The 18731-nt window shown below is 61.6% G+C and carries 21 protein-coding genes and 1 tRNA gene; 12 read left to right on the forward strand and 10 right to left on the reverse strand.

What is annotated here, in order from left to right; all coding sequences use genetic code 11:
- Positions 1-31: 31 nt before the first annotated feature.
- Together hisH and hisB are read right to left on the reverse strand one after the other, a co-directional pair.
- Positions 32-664: an imidazole glycerol phosphate synthase subunit HisH gene (hisH, locus tag PAF17_RS01415; RefSeq protein WP_271887286.1), complete on the reverse strand. Its 633-nt coding sequence runs from the start codon at positions 662-664 to the stop codon at positions 32-34.
- Positions 664-1251: an imidazoleglycerol-phosphate dehydratase HisB gene (gene hisB, locus PAF17_RS01420; RefSeq protein WP_271887287.1), complete on the reverse strand. Its 588-nt coding sequence runs from the start codon at positions 1249-1251 to the stop codon at positions 664-666. The genes hisH and hisB overlap by 1 nt, the downstream gene beginning before the upstream one ends.
- A 302-nt stretch (positions 1252-1553) precedes the next feature.
- On the opposite strand from hisB, the gene PAF17_RS01425 reads away from it, so the two are divergent.
- The 3 genes from PAF17_RS01425 to PAF17_RS01435 all read left to right on the forward strand — a co-directional run bounded on the left by PAF17_RS01425 (position 1554) and on the right by PAF17_RS01435 (position 4357).
- Positions 1554-3296 carry a BCCT family transporter gene (locus PAF17_RS01425; protein WP_271887288.1) on the forward strand — a complete coding sequence of 581 codons (1743 nt, stop codon included), beginning with the start codon at positions 1554-1556 and terminating at the stop codon, positions 3294-3296.
- 107 nt (positions 3297-3403) lie between these two features.
- Positions 3404-3988 carry a hypothetical protein gene (locus tag PAF17_RS01430; protein ID WP_271887289.1) on the forward strand — a complete coding sequence of 195 codons (585 nt, stop codon included), beginning with the start codon at positions 3404-3406 and terminating at the stop codon, positions 3986-3988.
- On the forward strand, positions 3989-4357 hold the full coding sequence (locus PAF17_RS01435; RefSeq protein ID WP_271887290.1) for a cell division protein ZapA: 369 nt from the start codon (positions 3989-3991) through the stop codon (positions 4355-4357).
- Between the two features lie 49 nt (positions 4358-4406).
- Here PAF17_RS01435 and PAF17_RS01440 read toward each other — a convergent pair whose 3' ends face one another.
- On the reverse strand, positions 4407-5180 hold the full coding sequence (locus PAF17_RS01440; RefSeq protein WP_271887291.1) for an alpha/beta fold hydrolase: 774 nt from the start codon (positions 5178-5180) through the stop codon (positions 4407-4409).
- A 54-nt stretch (positions 5181-5234) separates the two neighbouring features.
- Here PAF17_RS01440 and PAF17_RS01445 point away from each other — a divergent pair, with 54 nt between their 5' ends.
- Entirely contained in the window at positions 5235-5633 is a 399-nt protein-coding gene (locus PAF17_RS01445) for a hypothetical protein (protein WP_271887292.1), read from the forward strand.
- A gap of 105 nt (positions 5634-5738) precedes the next feature.
- Positions 5739-6941 carry an MFS transporter gene (locus tag PAF17_RS01450; RefSeq protein WP_271887293.1) on the forward strand — a complete coding sequence of 401 codons (1203 nt, stop codon included), beginning with the start codon at positions 5739-5741 and terminating at the stop codon, positions 6939-6941.
- Here the strand turns inward: PAF17_RS01450 and PAF17_RS01455 are convergent.
- Positions 6859-7620, reverse strand: a complete 762-nt coding sequence (locus PAF17_RS01455) for a DUF599 domain-containing protein (RefSeq protein ID WP_271887294.1) — start codon at positions 7618-7620, stop codon at positions 6859-6861. The genes PAF17_RS01450 and PAF17_RS01455 overlap by 83 nt on opposite strands.
- Positions 7621-7747: 127 nt before the next feature.
- Here PAF17_RS01455 and PAF17_RS01460 point away from each other — a divergent pair, with 127 nt between their 5' ends.
- From PAF17_RS01460 to PAF17_RS01475, 4 genes are all read left to right on the forward strand, one after another.
- Positions 7748-9205, forward strand: a complete 1458-nt coding sequence (locus PAF17_RS01460; RefSeq protein ID WP_271887318.1) for an FAD-binding oxidoreductase — start codon at positions 7748-7750, stop codon at positions 9203-9205.
- On the forward strand, positions 9195-10235 hold the full coding sequence (locus PAF17_RS01465) for an FAD-binding protein (RefSeq protein ID WP_271887295.1): 1041 nt from the start codon (positions 9195-9197) through the stop codon (positions 10233-10235). The genes PAF17_RS01460 and PAF17_RS01465 overlap by 11 nt, the downstream gene beginning before the upstream one ends.
- The gene (gene glcF / locus PAF17_RS01470) at positions 10235-11530 is read left to right on the forward strand and encodes a glycolate oxidase subunit GlcF (protein WP_271887296.1); all 1296 of its coding nucleotides are present in this window, start codon (positions 10235-10237) and stop codon (positions 11528-11530) included. The genes PAF17_RS01465 and glcF overlap by 1 nt, the downstream gene beginning before the upstream one ends.
- Before the next feature lie 138 nt (positions 11531-11668).
- Positions 11669-12121, forward strand: coding sequence for an Hsp20 family protein (locus PAF17_RS01475; RefSeq protein ID WP_271887297.1), 453 nt, complete (start codon positions 11669-11671; stop codon positions 12119-12121).
- 70 nt (positions 12122-12191) lie between these two features.
- Here PAF17_RS01475 and recR read toward each other — a convergent pair whose 3' ends face one another.
- The 5 genes from recR to trpA form a co-directional block, all read right to left on the reverse strand.
- Positions 12192-12791, reverse strand: coding sequence for a recombination mediator RecR (gene recR / locus PAF17_RS01480; RefSeq protein ID WP_271887298.1), 600 nt, complete (start codon positions 12789-12791; stop codon positions 12192-12194).
- Positions 12792-12795: 4 nt separating this feature from the next.
- Positions 12796-13140, reverse strand: a complete 345-nt coding sequence (locus PAF17_RS01485) for a YbaB/EbfC family nucleoid-associated protein (protein ID WP_271887299.1) — start codon at positions 13138-13140, stop codon at positions 12796-12798.
- A 4-nt stretch (positions 13141-13144) separates the two neighbouring features.
- Complete coding sequence (locus PAF17_RS01490) at positions 13145-14929, reverse strand: DNA polymerase III subunit gamma/tau (RefSeq protein ID WP_271887300.1); 1785 nt, start codon at positions 14927-14929, stop codon at positions 13145-13147.
- Positions 14930-14986: 57 nt separating this feature from the next.
- Entirely contained in the window at positions 14987-15727 is a 741-nt protein-coding gene (locus PAF17_RS01495; protein WP_271887301.1) for a molecular chaperone DjiA, read from the reverse strand.
- Between the two features lie 65 nt (positions 15728-15792).
- Complete coding sequence (gene trpA / locus PAF17_RS01500) at positions 15793-16590, reverse strand: tryptophan synthase subunit alpha (protein WP_271887302.1); 798 nt, start codon at positions 16588-16590, stop codon at positions 15793-15795.
- Positions 16591-16717: 127 nt separating this feature from the next.
- On the opposite strand from trpA, the gene ychF reads away from it, so the two are divergent.
- The 3 genes from ychF (at position 16718) to PAF17_RS01515 (ending at position 18581) form a co-directional block, all read left to right on the forward strand.
- Positions 16718-17815 carry a redox-regulated ATPase YchF gene (ychF, locus tag PAF17_RS01505; RefSeq protein ID WP_271887303.1) on the forward strand — a complete coding sequence of 366 codons (1098 nt, stop codon included), beginning with the start codon at positions 16718-16720 and terminating at the stop codon, positions 17813-17815.
- Between the two features lie 196 nt (positions 17816-18011).
- Positions 18012-18101: transfer RNA gene (locus tag PAF17_RS01510), tRNA-Ser, on the forward strand.
- 39 nt (positions 18102-18140) lie between these two features.
- Positions 18141-18581, forward strand: coding sequence for a hypothetical protein (locus PAF17_RS01515; RefSeq protein WP_271887304.1), 441 nt, complete (start codon positions 18141-18143; stop codon positions 18579-18581).
- Between the two features lie 11 nt (positions 18582-18592).
- On the opposite strand, the gene PAF17_RS01520 is transcribed toward PAF17_RS01515, so the two are convergent.
- A partial coding sequence (locus PAF17_RS01520; RefSeq protein ID WP_271887319.1) for an IS3 family transposase occupies positions 18593-18731 on the reverse strand: 139 nt, incomplete at its 5' end.

Consider the following 18731-nt stretch of genomic DNA (forward strand, 5'->3'; position numbering starts at 1 on the left):
TCGGCGCCGGTGAAAACAGACCACGCTATGGTCAGGCCGGGGTCCAGCGCAGGAAATTCGAGATCAGGCGCAAGCCGACGGATTGCGACTTTTCGGGGTGAAACTGTGTGCCCACGATATTGTCGCGCCCGACGACGGCCGTAACGGGTGCGCCGTATTCCACATGCGCCAGCAGGTGGTCCGGATTCGTCACCTGAAAGCGCCAGCTGTGAACGAAATAGGCGTGATCCCCCGATGAAATGCCCTCGAGGACGGGGTGGGGGTGGTCGATGACCAGATCGTTCCAGCCCATATGGGGAACCTTCAGCCCGGGGGCGTCGATTGCCGTGATCTCACCCGCGATCCAGTCAAGGCCGGCGGTCTTGCGGTATTCATGGCCCGTGGTCGCCAGCATCTGCATGCCGACGCAGATGCCCAGAAAGGGCACGCCGCGCTGCAACACGGCTTCGCGCAGGGCTTCGGCCATGCCATCCACCTCGCCCAATGCTTCGCGGCAGGCCGGGAATGCACCGTCGCCCGGTAACACGATCCGGTCTGCGCGGGCGGCGAGGTCGGGATCAGAGGTGACGACGATTTCGGCACCTGCCTCTCGGCCCATAAGCTGGAAGGCCTTTTCCGCCGAATGCAGGTTGCCGCTGTCATAGTCGATCAAGGCAACGCGCATCACAGCGCCCCCTTGGTCGAGGGCAGGACGCCATTCATCCGGGGATCGGGTTCGACCGCTTCGCGAAGCGCACGGGCAACCGATTTGAAGGCCGCCTCGGCAATGTGATGGCTGTTGATGCCATGCAGACGGTCGACATGCAGCGTGATGCCGCCATGCGTGGAAAGCGCCTGAAAGAATTCCCGGACAAGCTGGGTGTCGAAGCTGCCGATCTTTTCGGTCGGAAAATCGACATTCCAGACCAGGAAAGGACGGGCCGACAGATCCAGCGCGGATCGCACCAGCGTGTCATCCATCGCCAGCAGAAAACTGCCATAGCGCCGTATTCCTTTCTTGTCGCCAAGCGCAGCGACAAGAGCCTGCCCGATCGCGATTCCCGTATCCTCGACCGTGTGGTGATCATCGACATGCAGATCGCCATTCGTGCGGATCGTCATGTCGATCAGGGAATGGCGCGACAACTGATCCAGCATGTGGTCAAAGAAACCCACGCCGGTCTGGTTGTCATATTTGCCGGTTCCGTCAAGATCGATCGAAACCTCGATCTGGGTTTCGGCGGTTTTGCGGGTGATGGTCGCCTGGCGCATGCACTATCCTTTCACAGCAGGGGCCTTATAGGGCGGGCGCGCCGATACGCCAAGACACCCTGTCCAACCGCTGCCCGGATTGTCAGCCGCAGGCGTCATGCGACGAAATTGTGACAGGTCGGCGCCAACGCCGCCGACGGATGTCGTGAAACGTGGATGATGGGTCGCAGTTGCGAATTCAGTTCGGCGCTGCTGTGGTCATCTTGGGCAAATTATGCAAGACGAGTGTCCTCGCAGGCGGATATCCGCCGTGTCCGACCGAGGCACGACCCGATCCAAACCAAAGCTAGAGAAAGGGACGCATGTCAAATGATCGTACCCCGAAAGATGGCCGGAAAAGCTATAAAGGCCATCCCGGCAATCCAAAGCGCGAGCAGGACGCTCTGAGAGGACGCTTTGAACCCGAGCCCGAACCCGATAGCGGTATCGAGGCATTGCCTTCACCCGAAGGCCCCACCGAAATCATCGAGACCGATTACGAAATCGGTCAGAACAATATCGAAGGTGTCAAACCCTTCGCCTTCGATGTCCACAACCCTGTCTTTGCGATCTCGGCGCTGTCAGTGGCGCTGTTCACGATCGTGACGCTGCTTTTCCCGACCCAGCTTGAGCCGGTGTTCACGGGGCTGCGGGCATCGCTGACCAGCAATATCGACTGGTTCTTCATGCTGGCCGGCAACATTTTCGTATTGCTGTGCCTGGTACTGGTTCTGTCGCCCTTGGGCAGCATTCGTCTGGGCGGCCCCGAAGCCTCGCCCGATTTTACGCTGCTTGGCTGGTTTGCCATGCTATTTGCAGCCGGGATGGGCATCGGCCTGATGTTTTACGGCGTCGGCGAGCCGATCAGCCACTTTCAGTCCTCGCTTGCCGGGCCTGCCCTTGAAGATGGGGTCAGGACCGATTGGGCGCCGCTGAATGGCGCCGCCGGTGACGAGGCCGCGGCACGTTCGCTGGGAATGGCAGCAACGATCTTCCACTGGGGGCTGCACCCTTGGGCGATTTACGCGGTGGTCGCGCTGCCGCTGGCACTGTTTGCCTATAACAAGGGTCTGCCGCTGACGATGCGGTCGATCTTTTACCCGATTTTCGGGGATCGTATCTGGGGATGGCCCGGCCATATCATCGATATCCTGTCGGTCTTTGCCACGATTTTCGGTCTGGCGACATCGCTTGGTCTGGGGGCCGAACAAGCAACCGCGGGGCTGAACTATCTGTTCGGTATCGCCAATACCAACACCACCAAGGTGGTGCTGATCCTGCTGATCACCGGTGTGGCCACCTGTTCGGTCGTGCTGGGCGTGGAAAAGGGCGTCAAGCGCCTGTCGGAAATCAACATGGTTCTGGCGGTGTTGCTGTTGCTGTTCGTTATTCTGGTTGGTCCGACAATCGCGATCATCACCGGTTTCTTCAGCAACCTGGGTGCCTATGCACGTGAACTGGTGCCGCTGTCCAACCCGTTTGGCCGCACGGATGACAACTTCCGCCACGGCTGGACCGCCTTTTACTGGGCTTGGTGGATCAGCTGGTCACCGTTCGTGGGCATGTTCATCGCGCGCGTCTCGCGCGGGCGCACCGTGCGCCAGTTCCTGATCGCGGTGCTGATCATTCCGTCACTGATCTCGGTGCTGTGGATGACCGCCCTTGGTGGGACTGCGATCTCGATGACGCTTGACGGTTTCGAAGGTGTCACCAACGCGGCGCTGGAGCTTCAGATGTTCGAGATGCTGGGCAATCTGCCTTTGACGGCGATTACCAGTTTTGTCGGCATCGTTCTGGTGATCGTATTCTTTGTCACCTCGTCGGATTCCGGATCGCTGGTGATCGACACGATTGCGGCTGGCGGCAAGGTTGATGCGCCGGTTGCACAGCGCATCTTCTGGTGCAGCTTCGAGGGTCTTCTGGCGATTTCGCTGCTGCTGGGTGGTGGATTGCTGGCCTTGCAGGCGATGGCGGTTTCGACCGGCCTGCCATTTACGATCGTCCTGTTGGGCGGTTGCTGGGCATTGGTCAAAGGGTTGATGGGTGAACGGCGAGAACTTGCCTGAATTCCTTTCAGCAACCTTAGGAACGGGCGGGATTTTCCCGCCCGTTCTTGTCATACGGGCCGTCGGGTGCGAAAACCGGACAAGCACGACATCAAAGGACCGTCGGGATGAGCGATATCAACGCAAGTGAACGCCGGCTGAGCGCCGCGCTTGACCGCATTGACCAATTGTTGGAGGTGGCGGGTCCGCGACCTGTCCAACCCGATGAGTCCGAAACAGAGCGATTGCGCGAAAACCTTGCCGCGCTCGAGGCCGAGAATACCCGGCTGGCTGACGAACTGGCCGCATTGCGTGTTGATCGCGGCGGACCGCTGGAGGCGGCGCTGGCCGAAACCCGCAGCCGACTGGCCGGGGCAGGCGAACAGGCCGCGCGGCTATCGGCCGCGAATGAAGAGCTGGCATCGGCCAATCGTGCATTGATCGAGGCGGCATCGGGCAATGCAGATATGAACGCGGCGGCGCTGCAGGCGTTGGAGGCCGAGGTCAAGGCGCTGCGTTCGGCACGCGCAGCCGAAATCACGCAGATGAGCGATATCATGCAAGAGCTTGAGCGCCTGATGGCAGAAGAGCCAGAGCCTGCGGATCAGACGCCGGCTGCGCGGGTGGCCGGCGATGACGCTGTTCTGCCCGAGGTCACGGGCGATGGCGCGGGTGTGCCGGAAACGGAATCCCAACGGGACGGAGACAGGTAAATGGCCGAAGTTGATTTCATCATCGGGCACAAGGAATATCGTCTTGGTGCCCAGGACGGCGAAGAAAAGCTGCTGCAACGTGCCGCCGAGTTGCTGGATGGCGAAGCCCGTCAGATCCTCGAACAAGCAGGCCGTATGCCCGAGCCGCGATTGCTGTTGCTGGCGGGGCTGATGTTGGCGGATCGTTTTACCACGATGGAAGAACGCGCCGAAAAGGCCGAACGTCATCTCAAGCGGTTGCAGGCCAATCCCGCGCGCGTCGAGGTGCCGATCATTCCTGCGGATCTGAAAGAAGCCATGGCCGAGCTGGCTGCGCGCGCCGAGGCTTTGGCTGAAAAACTGGCTGATCAGCAGGCCGATCCGACCTGACGGCAGCCAGATGGCATGACCCGCGCTGGCAGGCGCGGGGTCGTTGCGTTCAGGCCGTTCCGAAAAAGGCGGACAGGCTGTTGGCCACGGCTTCGGGGGCATCTGCGTGTAACCAGTGCCCTGCCTGTTTCAGCGTAACGATTCGGACCTGCGGAAAATATTCACGCAGCGCGGCCTGCCCGGCGGACAGGACATAATCCGATTCGGCGCCGGTCAGGGCCAAGACAGGGCCTTCAAAGCCAGCCCGAGGCAGGTTGTCGGGCCAGCCGACAAGATCGGGCATCCGTTCTTTCAACACAGGCAGGTTCAGCCGCCACCGGGTCCGGTCCGGGGTGATGTCCAGCGATTGCAGCAGAAAGGCGCGAATGCCGGCTTCCGGAATTGCCTCGCGCAATGCGGCATCGGCCTGGCTGCGCCGTCCGATCGAGGAAAGATCAAGCGACTGCATGGCGTCGATCAGGTGAGACTGGCTGTGGCCATAGGCGATCGGGGCGATGTCCATCACGCACAGCTTGCGCACCAGATCCGGGCGGGTCAGTGCCAGCGTCATGGCGGCCTTGCCGCCCATTGAGTGTCCCGCGACATCTGCCCGCCCACCAAGACCCTCGATCAGTTCGATCAGATCCTGTGCCATGGCCGGATAATCCTGTTCCTCGCTATGGGGGCTGTCACCGTGGTTGCGCAGATCGACTGTTACCACGGGGCGGTCCGCCGCGATCCGGCGTGCCAAGGCGCCGAGGTTCCGGCCCTGTCCGAACAGGCCATGGACCAACAGGACAGGAAGCCCGTCTTGGGGGCCGGTAATGCTGTGTTTCAGTTTCATGGCGCGATCCTAGGATGTCTGGAACCCAAGTGCCATAGCGTCTATCATGGCAACATGAAACGCGACGCAATCACCTATACCGATATCCAGCCAATGGCTGACGAGGTTTCCGGCCTGATCAAGGCACGTTTCGGCGGTGCGCGCCGCGGAGAGCAGCCACCCCTTGCGGTGATGCTGCGTCGTCGCGGCGGTGCCTTGCCGCGCAAGCTGCGCAACGCGGCGGCGCGCCTGGCAGAAGCTGAACGGCTCAGCGCCCAGCCAAAGGTTGCGCGCCAGCTGCGGCTTGACGGGCTGGATCGCGCGCATACCGAGCTGGTGGCCTATCTTCGTCCCTTGGGTGAAATCAGCCGCTGGCGGGGACGCGCGGTCAGTTTTGCGGCTTCGGTCTGTTTCGGGTTGCTTGTTCTGGGCGCGGTGATCGTCTGGATCATGGTGCAGCGCGGCCATATCTGACATCGATCCGCCTTGCATCTGGCGCAAGGCAGGTCCCCGAACTCTGCGCCTTGAACATGCTGCGCCGCAGCATGATGTTAGGGCAAACACGAACAGGACCCATCCATGACCACCGCCACCGACAACCGGCAGGCCAGCCTTCGCAATGCCATTCTGGCACTTGCGCTGGGGGCTTTTGCCGTTGGTACATCCGAGTTCTCCGCCATGGGGCTGTTGCCCTATTTCGCCTTTGACCTGGGCATATCCGACCCGCAAGCCGGTCACGTCATCAGCGCCTATGCACTGGGTGTCGTCGTCGGGGCGCCGATCACCTCGATGCTGGGGGCGAAATTGCCGCGCAGGCGCTATCTGTCTGCCCTGATGGCGTTCTATGGGGTGATGAACCTGCTGGCAGCGGTGATGCCCGACCTCATGTCGCTGACGGTCATGCGGTTTCTGGCCGGTCTGCCCCATGGCGGATTTCTGGGGGTGGCAATGCTTTACGCGGCTGACGCGCTGCCGGCCGGGCAACGGGCGCGTGGTGCGGCACAGGTCATGCTTGGCCTGACGGTTGCCAACACGGTCGGCGTGCCATTGGCCGGGGTGTTGGGCCAAAGCATCGGCTGGCGGTGGGGGTTTGCCTTGCCCGGCGTTCTGGCCCTGATGTCGGCTTGGCTGATCCTGCGTGTTGCGCCGCGGGTCGGGGGCAACCCCGATGCACGCCCGCTGGATGAATTACAGGCCCTTCGCAATCCGAAGGTGCTTTGGATGCTTGCCGTCAGCGCAATCGGGTTTGGCGGTCTGTTCGCTGTTTATGCCTTTTTGACGGCAGCGATTCTTGCGACCACGCAGGCGCCGGGCTGGGCAATTCCGTTGACTTTGGCAATGTTCGGGTTGGGTGGAACGCTTGGAACCTGGGCTGCGGGCCGGGTGACCGGCAGTGTCGGACCGATCCGGGCGGCCTATGCCAGCTTTGCGGCCATGGCGATCACGCAGGCCTTTGCCTCTTATGCGGTTGGCAGCTGGCATCTGATGGTGCTTTCATCCTTTTTGCTGGCGGCGGGTGCCGGTTTGGTCATCCCGTTGCAGACACGTCTGATGGATGTGGCTGGCAATGCCCAGAACATGGCAGCGGCGATGAATCACGCGGCCTTCAACGCCGCGAACGCCCTGGGGCCGTTTCTGGCCGGGCTTGCGCTGGCGGCGGGATGGGGCTGGCGATCTTCGGGGCTGGTCGGAATCGCGCTTACGGTTGCCGGGGCGGTGATCCTGACACTGGCCGTCCGTCATGAGCGGGCAACCCCTGAGACGGCAAGCTATGCAAAATGACCTGACGTGAGGTCGAGGCAAATTCACGCCGCCAGGTGACGAACAACACCACGGCCGTGGCACCGATCAGTGGATATGGCCCTGCCAGCCAGGCCAGCGCGGCCAGCGCAAAATAGACGCTGCGCAAACCGGCATTGAAACTGCGCGCCGCCGTGATGTTCAACTCGGCGGCCTGCATGGCGCGTTCGCGGGCGCAGGGGTCGTCGACTTCGTTGGGGACCGCGGCCATCATGATCGCGCAATAGCCGAAAAGACGGTGGGACCAGGCGAATTTCAGAAAGGCATTGACCACGAAAAACATTGCCACAAGCAGCTTCAGCTCCCACAGGATCGCGGTGCCGCGTTCCAGCTCAAGCTCGCGGGCGATGCCGCGCAGCTGATCGGTGTCGCTGACCAGGGCCAGAATCCCCCCCGTGGCGATCATGCAGGCCGAGGCAAAGAACGCCGTGCCATCGCGCAGAGTCGACAGGATATTGCCGTCGAATATGCGCGGGTCACGCGTCAGGAACTGCAACATCCATTCGCGGCGGTATCGTTTCATCAGCACCGAAACGGATTGGCGGGATTGGGGCGGGTTTTCCGTGATCCAGCCAATACCCAGCCAGATGACGAACAACAGCAACACCGCCGCAATATCGGCGATATCCAGGGCGAGCGGTAGAAAAAGATCGAGGTCCATAACGGTTTTCTAGGCTTCGGGCGCGCGGCTTGAAAGCCTTATGTTCAAACAGTATCGTTTTCACGATGCCACCAGATACCGCCATTGCAACAACAGGTTTCGCGGCGGTCAGGGAGCGGTTGCCGTGATAAAGATGCCCGAACCAGATGCGCATGTGTTGGCAAGACGATCCGAGATCGTCGCGGCCCTGCGCCGGATTGCCCCGGATGCCGTGATCGATGATCCGGCCGAAACACGGGTCTATGAATGTGATGCATTGTCGGCCTATCGCTGTGCGCCTCTGGCGGTGGTGTTGCCACGCAGCACCCAGACCGTGTCCGAAATCCTGGCATTGTGCCACAGATTGAAGGTGCCGGTCGTGCCGCGCGGTGCCGGAACCAGCCTTGCGGGCGGATCGATGCCGACGGCGGATTCCGTGGTCATCGGGCTGGCGCGGATGAACGAGGTGCTTGAGATAGCACCCGATGATCGGCTGGTGCGCGTGCAGGCCGGCCGCACCAATCTGTCGGTGACATCCGCGGTCGAAGGACAGGGCTTTTTCTATGCGCCCGATCCTTCCAGCCAGCTGGCTTGCGCGATCGGGGGCAATATCGCGATGAATTCGGGTGGTGCGCATTGTCTGAAATACGGGGTCACGACCAATAACCTGCTTGGCGTCAGGCTGGTTTTGATGGATGGCACCATCGTCGATCTGGGCGGGCCGATGGGCGAGGTGTCGGGGCTGGATCTGATGGGGGTGGTGTGTGGGGCCGAAGGGCAGCTTGGGATCGTGACCGAAGCCACGTTGCGCATATTGCCGCGCCCTGTCGATGCGCGTCCGGTCCTTGTCGCCTTCGACAGCAGCGAAACGGCCGGTGCCTGCGTTGCGGCCATCATCCGTTCGGGTGTGCTGCCGGTGGCGATCGAATTCATGGACAGGCCCTGCATCGCCGCAACCGAGGCACATGCACAGGCCGGCTATCCGGATTGCGAGGCATTGCTGATCATCGAGGTCGAAGGTTCGGAACCCGAAATCGCCGAGCAGTTGCACATCATACGCGACATTGCCCGGTCATTTTCGCCGATCGAGTTTCGTGAAAGCCAAAGCGAGGAAGAATCGCGCCGCATCTGGCTGGGCCGCAAGTCGGCATTCGGGGCAATGGGGCAGCTGGGTGATTATATTTGCCTCGACGGCACGATCCCGGTGTCCGCGCTGCCCTCTGTTCTGGGTGAAATCGGGCGGCTAGCAGATCAGTATGGCCTGTCGGTCGCGAATGTATTTCATGCCGGTGATGGCAATATGCATCCGTTGATTCTGTATGATGCCAATTCGGCTGGCCAGTTGGACAAGGCCGAGGCCCTTGGCGCTGACATCCTGCGCCTGTGTGTCAGGGTCGGGGGCTGCCTGACCGGTGAACATGGCGTGGGGATCGAAAAGCGCGATCTGATGTCCGAGCAATATTCGATCGAGGATTTGCAGGCACAGATGTGGGTCAAGGATGTGTTCGATCCTGACTGGCTGCTGAATGCGGCCAAGGTATTCCCGCTGCATCTGTCGGGGGAACGGGTCGCGGCGGCCGGGCGGGGCGATCACGATGCGGCCTGAAAACGAAGCAGAACTGGCCGCACGGATCCGGGCCGCGCAGCAGCCTGTATCGATTGCCGGGGGCGGGACGCGGCATCTTCCCGGCGAAGGGCTTGGCACGCGCCTGGATATGACTGCGATTCAGGGCATCACCTTGTATGAACCCGAAGCGCTGACATTGGTCGTGCGCACCGGAACGCCGCTTGCCGGGGTCGAAAAGCTTCTGGCCGATGAGGGTCAGATGCTGGGGTTCGAACCAGGCAGGGCCGCCGCATCGACCATTGGCGGTGTTTTCGCCGCGAACAGCTCTGGTCCCCGGCGTATTCAGCTGGGTGCGGCGCGGGATGCGCTGATCGGGGTGCGGTTCGTCGATGGCAGCGGCAACATGATCAGCAATGGCGGACGGGTGATGAAGAACGTCACCGGTTACGATCTGGTCAAGCTGATGGCGGGAAGCCGCGGCCGCCTGGGGGCATTGACCGAGGTCAGTTTGCGCACCACGCCCATTCCCCGCGCCAGTTGCACGCTTGTGCTGGGGGCGTTGGATGCCGTTGCGGCGCTGCCTGCATTGATGGCGGCACTTGCAAGCCCGCTTGATCTGAGCGGCGCGGCCTGGGCGCCCCATCTGGGTGCCATCTTGCGTATCGAAGGCCTGCCGCACTCGGTCGATCTGCGTGCGCAAATGCTGAAATCCCGTTTGTCCCCGTTCGGGGATGCCGAGATCCTGGACCACGATCCCTGGCCCGCACTGCGCGACCAGCAAAAAGAAGCGGGCCACGATCGCTGGCAGGTTTATTGCCGCCCGTCCGCGGCTGCCGGGATACTGGAAAGCCTGCCGGTGCCCGAATTCATCGATTGGGGCGGTGCCTTGATCCAGTTTTGCCTGCCGGGCAATCAACTGCCCAATCTGCCACGGTTTTCCGGATATGCGCAGCGTGTCAGTGGCGCTTCTGCGGCGCGGATCCCGGCGCACGATCCGGTTGTGCAGCGATTGGAGGCCGGTTTGCGCCAGAAATTCGATCCGCGCGGAATCTTTGCCGGGGGGGAATGATGCAAACGAATTTCTCGCCCGAACAGTTGCAAGATCCCGCCATTGCGCAATCCAACAAGATCCTTCGCAGCTGCGTTCATTGCGGGTTCTGCACGGCGACCTGTCCCACTTATCAGGTGCTTGGCGATGAACTGGACAGCCCGCGCGGGCGGATCTATCTGATCAAGGACATGCTCGAAGCCGGTCGCCCAGCCGACGAAAAAACGGTCAAGCATATCGACCGTTGTCTGTCCTGTCTGTCATGCATGACGACTTGCCCGTCGGGTGTGGACTATATGCACCTGATCGATCATGCGCGGGTGCATGTCGAAAGAACCTATCGCCGTCCATGGCGGGACCGGGCGCTGCGTTGGGTGTTGAAATCGATCATTCCCCATGAGCGGCGTTTCAGATTGGCGCTGCGGGCGGCGCGACTGGCGCGGCCCTTCAGATCCTTGCTGCCGGACCGCCGCTTGCGGGCGATGATGGATATGGCACCCGCGATCATCCCGCCGCGCAGCCCGCGTGATCATGGTCAGGTCCTGCCGGCACAGGGTCCGCAACGGGCACGTGTGGCATTGATGATCGGATGCGCGCAGAGGGCGTTGAACACCGATATAAACGATGCCACGATCCGCCTGCTGCAACGTGCCGGCTGCGAGGTTGTCATTCCCGAAGGGTTCGGTTGCTGTGGTGCCTTGTCTTTGCACATGGGCAAGGAAGACAACGCCCGTCAACACGCCCGTGACAGCATTGCCCGGTTGCGCGCCGCTGATGCGGCCAGGCCGCTGGACGCCGTTATCATCAACACCTCGGGCTGCGGGACGACCATCAAGGATTATGGACATTTGTTTGACGGCACCGAGATCGGGCCGGACGCCGCCCGGATTTCGGGCCTGGCCAGGGATGTGACCGAATTTCTTGCCGCGCATGGCCTGCCGGACGTGACACGGCCGGGATCGCTGCGCGTGGCCTATCATTCGGCTTGTTCGTTGCAGCACGGACAGCAGATCAAATCCGCGCCCAAAAGCCTGTTGTTGCAGGCAGGATTCGAGGTTGTCGAACCCCGCGATGCGCATCTTTGTTGTGGTTCCGCGGGAACCTATAACCTGCTTCAGCCCGAGCTGTCGCAAGAACTGCGGAGCCGCAAGGTCGCAACCTTGGAAGAGATCGCGCCACAGGTCATCGCCGCCGGGAATATCGGGTGCATGATGCAGATCGGCGGAGGGACCGAATTGCCCGTCGTCCACAGCGTCGAGTTGCTGGACTGGGCGACAGGTGGTCCCATGCCCGCAGGGCTGAAAGGCGCAGTCTGATTTCTGCGCCTTGCAGTCTTGAACCCTTGTCATCCACGCCTAAGTTAATTGCACCGGCGGCCACAATGGCGTCGGTGTGAAGGCCCGCCCGGCTGACGGGGGGCATCATGAACATCGCTTATGGAAGGATGTGAACCCATGCGTAATTTTGACCTGACACCGCTTTATCGTGCTTCGGTCGGTTTTGATCGTTTGGCCGATGTTGTTGATCGCGCCATGACAGCTGACGTCGCCGCGCCGACCTATCCGCCCTACAACATCGAAAAGACCGGGGAAGACAGCTATCGCATCTCAATTGCGGTTGCAGGATTTTCCGCCGATGATCTGAGCGTCGAGATGCGGGACGGTGCCGTGATCGTTTCGGCACGCAAGGCCGAAGAAGACGAAAGCCGCAGCTATCTGCACCGCGGTATCGCAACCCGTGCATTCGAACGGAAATTCACCCTTGCCGATCATGTGCGCGTTGAAGGTGCCAGTCATTCCGACGGCATGCTGCATATCGAATTGCTGCGCGAAGTGCCCGAGGCGCTGAAACCTCGCCGCATCGAAATTGCAAAGGCAACGCCAAAGGTTGAAAAGCTGGACGCCTGAGATCCGGTGAAGAAACGGCCCGGGGCATGTCCCCGGGCTTTGTCATGCGCGAACCCGATTCCGGCAGGTGTCAGAGTTTTCGCCGCGCATTCAAGGCCGCGCTGATCGTGCCGTCATCCAGATAGTCAAGCTCTCCTCCGATCGGCACGCCATGGGCCAGGCCGGTGACAGAGACGCCGATATCATGCAGCGCGTCGGCGATGTAATGGGCCGTGGTCTGGCCATCGACCGTTGCGTTCAGCGCAAGGATGACCTCGCGGATCTTCTGCTGATCGATCCGCTCGACCAGTGCGGGAATGCCCAGATCATCCGGCCCGATCTCATCCAGAGCAGACAGCGTGCCACCCAGCACATGATAGCGGCCCCGAAAGCTGTTGCCGCGTTCCAGAGCCCAAAGATCGGCGACATCCTCGACAACGCATATTTCGCCGGTGTTACGGGCGGGGTCGCTGCATATCGCGCATATATCGCGGTCGGTGATGTTGCCGCATTCCAGACATTCCCGCGATTGCGAGGCGACCCGATCAAGCAATTGGCCAAGCTGGGTCATCTGCCCGCTGCGTTTGCGGATCAGATGCAAGACGATGCGCCGGGCCGAACGTGGACCCAACCCGGGCAGGCGTCCCATCAACGTGATTAGCGCCTGAATGTCGTCGCTGCCTTCGGCCATCGCGTCAGAATGGCATCTTCATATCGGCAGGAAGTCCGAGCTCCTGGGTGATGCGCGACATTTCCGATTGCATCTTGTCCTGGGCGCGCCGTTGCGCATCCTTGATCGCGGCAAGGATCAGGTCTTCGACAACTTCCTTTTCGGTCGGTTGGAAGATCGACGGATCAATGTCCAATCCGGTCAGTTCGCCCTTGGCGGTCGCGGTCGCCTTGACCAGGCCGGCGCCAGATTCGCCCGTGACCGTCAGCTTTTCCATATCGTCCTGCAATTGCTGCATACGATCCTGCATTTCCTTGGCGGCTTTCATCATCTTGGACATGTCGCCCAATCCGCCCAATCCCTTGAACATTCCTTCAGTCCTCATCCTCGAAGGGATCCCATTCCTCGACTTCGGCAACGGGTCCCTGTGTTAGTTCATGTGGGTTCGCCGCGCCTTCGGCAGCGACATCCTCGGCGATTGCAGTGTCATGTGTGATCCGCGTCACGTTTTTCAACGAGGCACCGGGAAATGTGGCCAGAACCTGCTGCACGATCGGCAGTTCCATGGCGCGCTGACGTGCGGCTTCGACCTCGGCGGCGCGGGTTTCGGCAATTGTCGCTGATCCGCCTTCATTGGTGACGGTCACGGCCCAACGCTGGCCCCCGCACCAGCCGCGCAGTCGCTCGGCCAGTTTTTGCGCCAGATCGGCCGGGGCATTGCCGCGTGGTTGGAATTCGATACGGCCAGGGCTGTATTTGACCAGCGCCACATGGTTTTCAACCTGCACCAGCAGCAGCATATCGCCCATGCGCCGGATCAGGTCCAGAACCGATGCGAAATCGGGAAATGCCGCATGCGAATCTGGTGAAACGGCCAATGCGGTGGCCGCACCTGAAGGTTGGACAACTGCCCGTGCCGGCGCTGCGCGGCGGGCCTGCGGCGCCTGCGCCGGGCCACCCGCCGGTGCGTTCTGGCGCGAAAACTCGCCCGCAGTCTGCGATTGCTGAACTTTGCGGATCAAGGCGTCAGGGTCGGGCAGATCGGCGGCATGAGTCAACCGAATGATCGCCATTTCGGCGGCCATCATCGCGTTCGGAGCTGCCGAGACCTCTTCCAGGGCTTTCAGAAGCATCTGCCACATGCGGGTCAGCACACGCATCGCCAGCCGGCCGGCCAGATCCTGACCCCGTGTGCGTTCATCGGGGGAAATCGTGGGGTCCTCGATCGCGTCGGGGGTGATCTTCACCACCGAAACCCAATGCGTCATCTCGGCCAGGTCGCGGAGCACGGCAATGGGGTCCGCGCCTTCTGCATACTGCGATTGCAACTCGGTCAATGCGGATGCTGCATCACCGCGCAGGATCATTTCGAACAGGTCCATCACCCGGCCCCGATCAGCCAGACCCAGCATCGCACGAACCTGATCGGCCGTGGTTTCGCCTGCGCCGTGGCTGATCGCCTGATCCAGCAGGCTGGTTGCGTCCCGCGCCGAGCCTTCGGCCGCACGGGTGATCAGCGCCAGCGCGTCCTGCGCGATTTCAGCACCTTCGCTGGAGGCGATCCGCGACAGCAGGGCGATCATCACCTCGGGTTCGATGCGGCGCAGGTCGAAACGCTGACAGCGCGACAACACCGTGACCGGCACCTTGCGGATTTCGGTCGTGGCGAAGATGAATTTCACATGGGGCGGTGGCTCTTCCAGCGTCTTGAGCAGCGCGTTGAACGCGCTGGTCGACAGCATGTGAACCTCGTCGATGATATAGATCTTGTAACGCGCGCTGGCTGCGCGGTAATGGACCGATTCGATGATCTCGCGGATGTCGCCGACACCGGTTCGCGATGCGGCATCCATTTCCAACACATCGACATGGCGACCTTCGGCGATCGCGACGCAATGTTCGCAGCTGCCGCAAGGCTCGGTCGTGGGACCGCCATTGCCGTCAGGGCCGATGCAATTCATGCCCTTTGCAATGATTCGCGCCGTGGTCGTTTTGCCGGTGCCCCGGATCCCGGTCATGATGAAGGCTTGCGCGATGCGGTCGGCGGCGAATGCGTTTTTCAGCGTTCGCACCATTGCATCCTGGCCAACAAGATCGGCAAAGGTTTCAGGCCGGTATTTCCGGGCCAGAACCTGATAATTTTCTTCGCTGTCGCTCATCCGCCACCCGATATTGCCGCGCTACTCTAGCGGTGCCGCCCTTGGGCGACAACCGGTTCAGGTCGCGTTCTGGGCTGTTGTTCTTCCCGAAGGTTCATGCAGCGACCGGAACTTTTCCCAGGCTTCGTTCAGGCTGCGGGTGCGGGCCTCGGCCAGACGAACCGCCTCGGGGGGCAGGCCCCGCGCGATGGCACGGTCGGGATGAGCCTCAAGGATCAGTTGGCGCCAGCGTTTCCGCGCCTCGGGCAGGGGGGTGTCGGGGGCAACGCCCAGCATCTGGCATGGCGGGCAGCCCGCATGTGGGTCGTGACGATTGCGAATCGACAGGATCCGGGCCTGGGTCACCCCGAAAATGCGGCCCACCTCGTCGATGAATTCGACTTCGTTCTCATGCATGTCGCCATCGGCGACGGCAATGATGCAAAGCCCTTCGATCACGTCTTCCAGAACCGGATCGCCAGCGGGGAACATCGCCGCGATCCTGCGGGCCCAGGCATCGAATCCCGCCACGTCCTGACGCGCCAGATCAAAGACCCGGGCGGCGTTCTTTTCTTCGGCGCGGGGAATGACGAACACCCGGCGAAACGCCGCAACCTCAGAGCGGGCGACCACGCCATCCGCCTTTGCCAGCTTGGCCCCCAGCGCGATAATGGCAATGGTAAAGGCGACCGAACGTTCGGGGGGCGTTACGCTGCGCTGATTGCCCAGCAAGACGGCCAGGCGATCGGCAATGCGCTGCCAAAAGCTGCGGGGCTTTGGCAGGTTGGGGCAGGGCGGATGGTGCGCGGTTGTATCCATGACACCACAATATCCGGCTTTCTCGTCGGACGGTAGGGCGAACCGGTCAGCCCGCCCGTCGTCGTTCAGCCGCGATGCGCGCCTGCGGCCAGTTCCTGCACAAAGGCCAGGATCTCGCCGACGGGCCGCTTTTCGCCGATCATCTTGACGATGGCCGAGCCTACAACGCAGCCATCCGCGATTGACGCGATGCTTTGCGCCGCCTCGGGGGTGGAAATGCCAAAGCCGACAACAACGGGGAGGTTGGCCGCCTTCTGGATGCGGGCGACCTCTGGCGCCACTTCGGCTGCATTCGCCGCAGCGGCGCCGGTGATGCCGGTGACGCTGACATAATACAGGAAGCCACTGGTATTGGCGATGACGGCGGGCAGGCGGCGGTCATCCGTTGTCGGCGTCGCCAGGCGGATAAAGTTCAGCCCGGCCCGCGAGGCGGGAACGCATAATTCGTCATCTTCCTCAGGTGGCAGGTCTACCACGATCAGACCGTCGACACCCGCATCTGCCGCATCGGCAAGGAACTGGGTCACGCCGCCGCTGCGGGCATAGATCGGGTTGTAATACCCCATCAACACGATCGGGGTGGTCGCATCGTCCTTGCGGAAGGCCCGGACCATATCCAGTGTGCGCGTTACGCTGCCGCCTGTGGCCAGGGCCCGCTGGCCGGCCGCCTGAATCGTCGGGCCATCCGCCATCGGGTCCGTGAAGGGCATGCCAAGCTCGATGATGTCGACCCCCGCAGCAGGTAGGCCGCGCATGATCTCCAATGCGGTCGCATCGTCGGGATCGCTTGCCATCATATAGGCGACAAACGCCTTCTTGCCCTGCGATTTCAGTGCCGCGAATGTGTCATCGATTCTGGTCATGGCCTGTCCCTGAAGTACTTGCCCCAAGCACTAGCCCCGTTCTTGCGCTTTCGCAATGCGCACCGCGGACTGGACTTGCGCCCTGTGGACGCCTAAGTAACCGCGAAATTCAGGAAAAGGTGCATCAATGGGCTTTCGCATGGGAATCGTCGGGTTGCCGAATGTCGGTAAATCCACGCTGTTCAACGCGCTGACGAAAACTGCCGCCGCGCAGGCCGCGAACTTTCCCTTTTGCACGATCGAGCCGAATGTCGGCGAGGTCGCTGTCCCCGATCCGCGTCTGGATCGACTGGCCGGCATTGCGGGCAGCAAACAGATCATCCCGACCCGGATCACCTTCGTGGACATCGCGGGTCTGGTGAAGGGTGCCAGCAAGGGCGAGGGGCTGGGCAACCAGTTTCTGGCCAATATCCGCGAAGTGGATGCCATCGCGCATGTGCTGCGCTGCTTCGAGGATGGCGACGTGACCCATGTCGAGGGGCGCGTCGATCCTCTGACAGACGCCGAGGTGATCGAGACCGAACTGATGATCGCCGACATGGAATCAATCGAGCGTCGTCTGGCCAACCTGACCCGCAAGCTGAAGGGCGGCGACAAGGAGGCCGTCGAACAGGAGGGCCTGCTGAAACGCGCCCTTGCCGCGCTGGAAAACGGTCAGCCCGCCCGCACGGTTGAAATCGCCGAGGATGAGCAGAAGGCATGGAACATGCTGCAACTGCTGACCTCGAAACCGGTGCTGTATGTCTGTAACGTGGCCGAAGACGAGGCCGCCAGGGGCAATGCCCTGTCCGACAAGGTTGCGGAAATGGCCAGGGCGCAGGGCGCGGGCCATGTCGTCATCTCGGCCAAGATCGAGGAAGAGATCAGCCAGCTCGACGCCGAAGAGGCCGAGATGTTTCTGGGCGAGATGGGGCTGGACGAAGCCGGTCTGGATCGCCTGATCCGTGCGGGCTACGACCTGCTTGGCCTGCAGACCTATTTCACCGTCGGCCCCAAGGAAGCCCGCGCCTGGACCATCCGCAAGGGCACGCTGGCCCCGCAGGCGGCAGGGGTCATCCATGGCGATTTCGAAAAGGGCTTCATCCGCTCGGAAACCATCGCCTATGACGATTATGTCGCCGGCAATGGCGAGGCGGGCGCCCGCGACGCCGGCAAGCTGCGCGTCGAAGGCAAGACCTACGAAGTGGCTGACGGCGACGTGCTGCATTTCCTTTTCAATGCCTAGTGTGATGCCATCAGGATATGTTCACCGCTGAGCCAAGGTGAACTGCTCGGATGTGTTCCAGAACATGGCGGCGGCCCATCTCGAGGCGCCGCCATTTTGCGTGCAGCAAACAAACGCTTGCCTTGATTCATTGCGATTGCAGAAGCCGCTGAAAAAGCCCTTGTCACTCTTGGGCAAGCTGAATATACGGATCAGCGGAGACGTGGCCGAGTGGTCGAAGGCACACCCCTGCTAAGGGTGCAGGCCCGAAAGGGTCTCGAGGGTTCGAATCCCTTCGTCTCCGCCACCGCACACAATATGTTGTTATTGAAGGGTTTTCTTCTCGATGTCCAAAGACGTGTTGTCCAAATTGGACCACAGCGAGGCCGGGAAAGAAGACATGCGATACCTCATTCAACCTCGTGGCCCCGGCAAGAGCTGGGTATTCCGTTATGTGACCCCGCCTGAACTGGTGGGCGTTCCGAACCCATGGGATGGGAAACCTCTGGGCAAGGAGATCAAAAGGGGCCTCGGGACCCGACACCTCCCTACAGCTCGCAAGAGGCGCGACATGGCGCTGGGTGACATCCGTAAGCTTGAAGACTGCCTGAGCGACGGCGCGGCTTTCTCCCTCGCTTCAGCTGTAGAGTGGCGAGAGGCCATAGCTACAGCCCGGCAAAGCGCTGAAGACCCCCGGTACGTCGGTATCGAACTCGTCCTCTATGACAAGCTTGAGCAAGCTGAGGCCCGTGGTCTCCCCCTCGACCAACTGAAGCGTTTTGAATAGCCCCGCGTTTCCTAGACGCCTTCGGGTCTCGGTTTCCGCTGCCGTTCGAACTCTACGGGCGACAGCATCCCGTTTCTCGCATGCTTGCGCTTCGGATTGTAGAACATCTCGATGTAATCGAACACATCCTGCCTGGCTTTTACGCGGGTT

The organism is Paracoccus onchidii (assembly GCF_028294535.1).
Classification (GTDB): Bacteria; Pseudomonadota; Alphaproteobacteria; order Rhodobacterales; family Rhodobacteraceae; genus Paracoccus; species Paracoccus onchidii.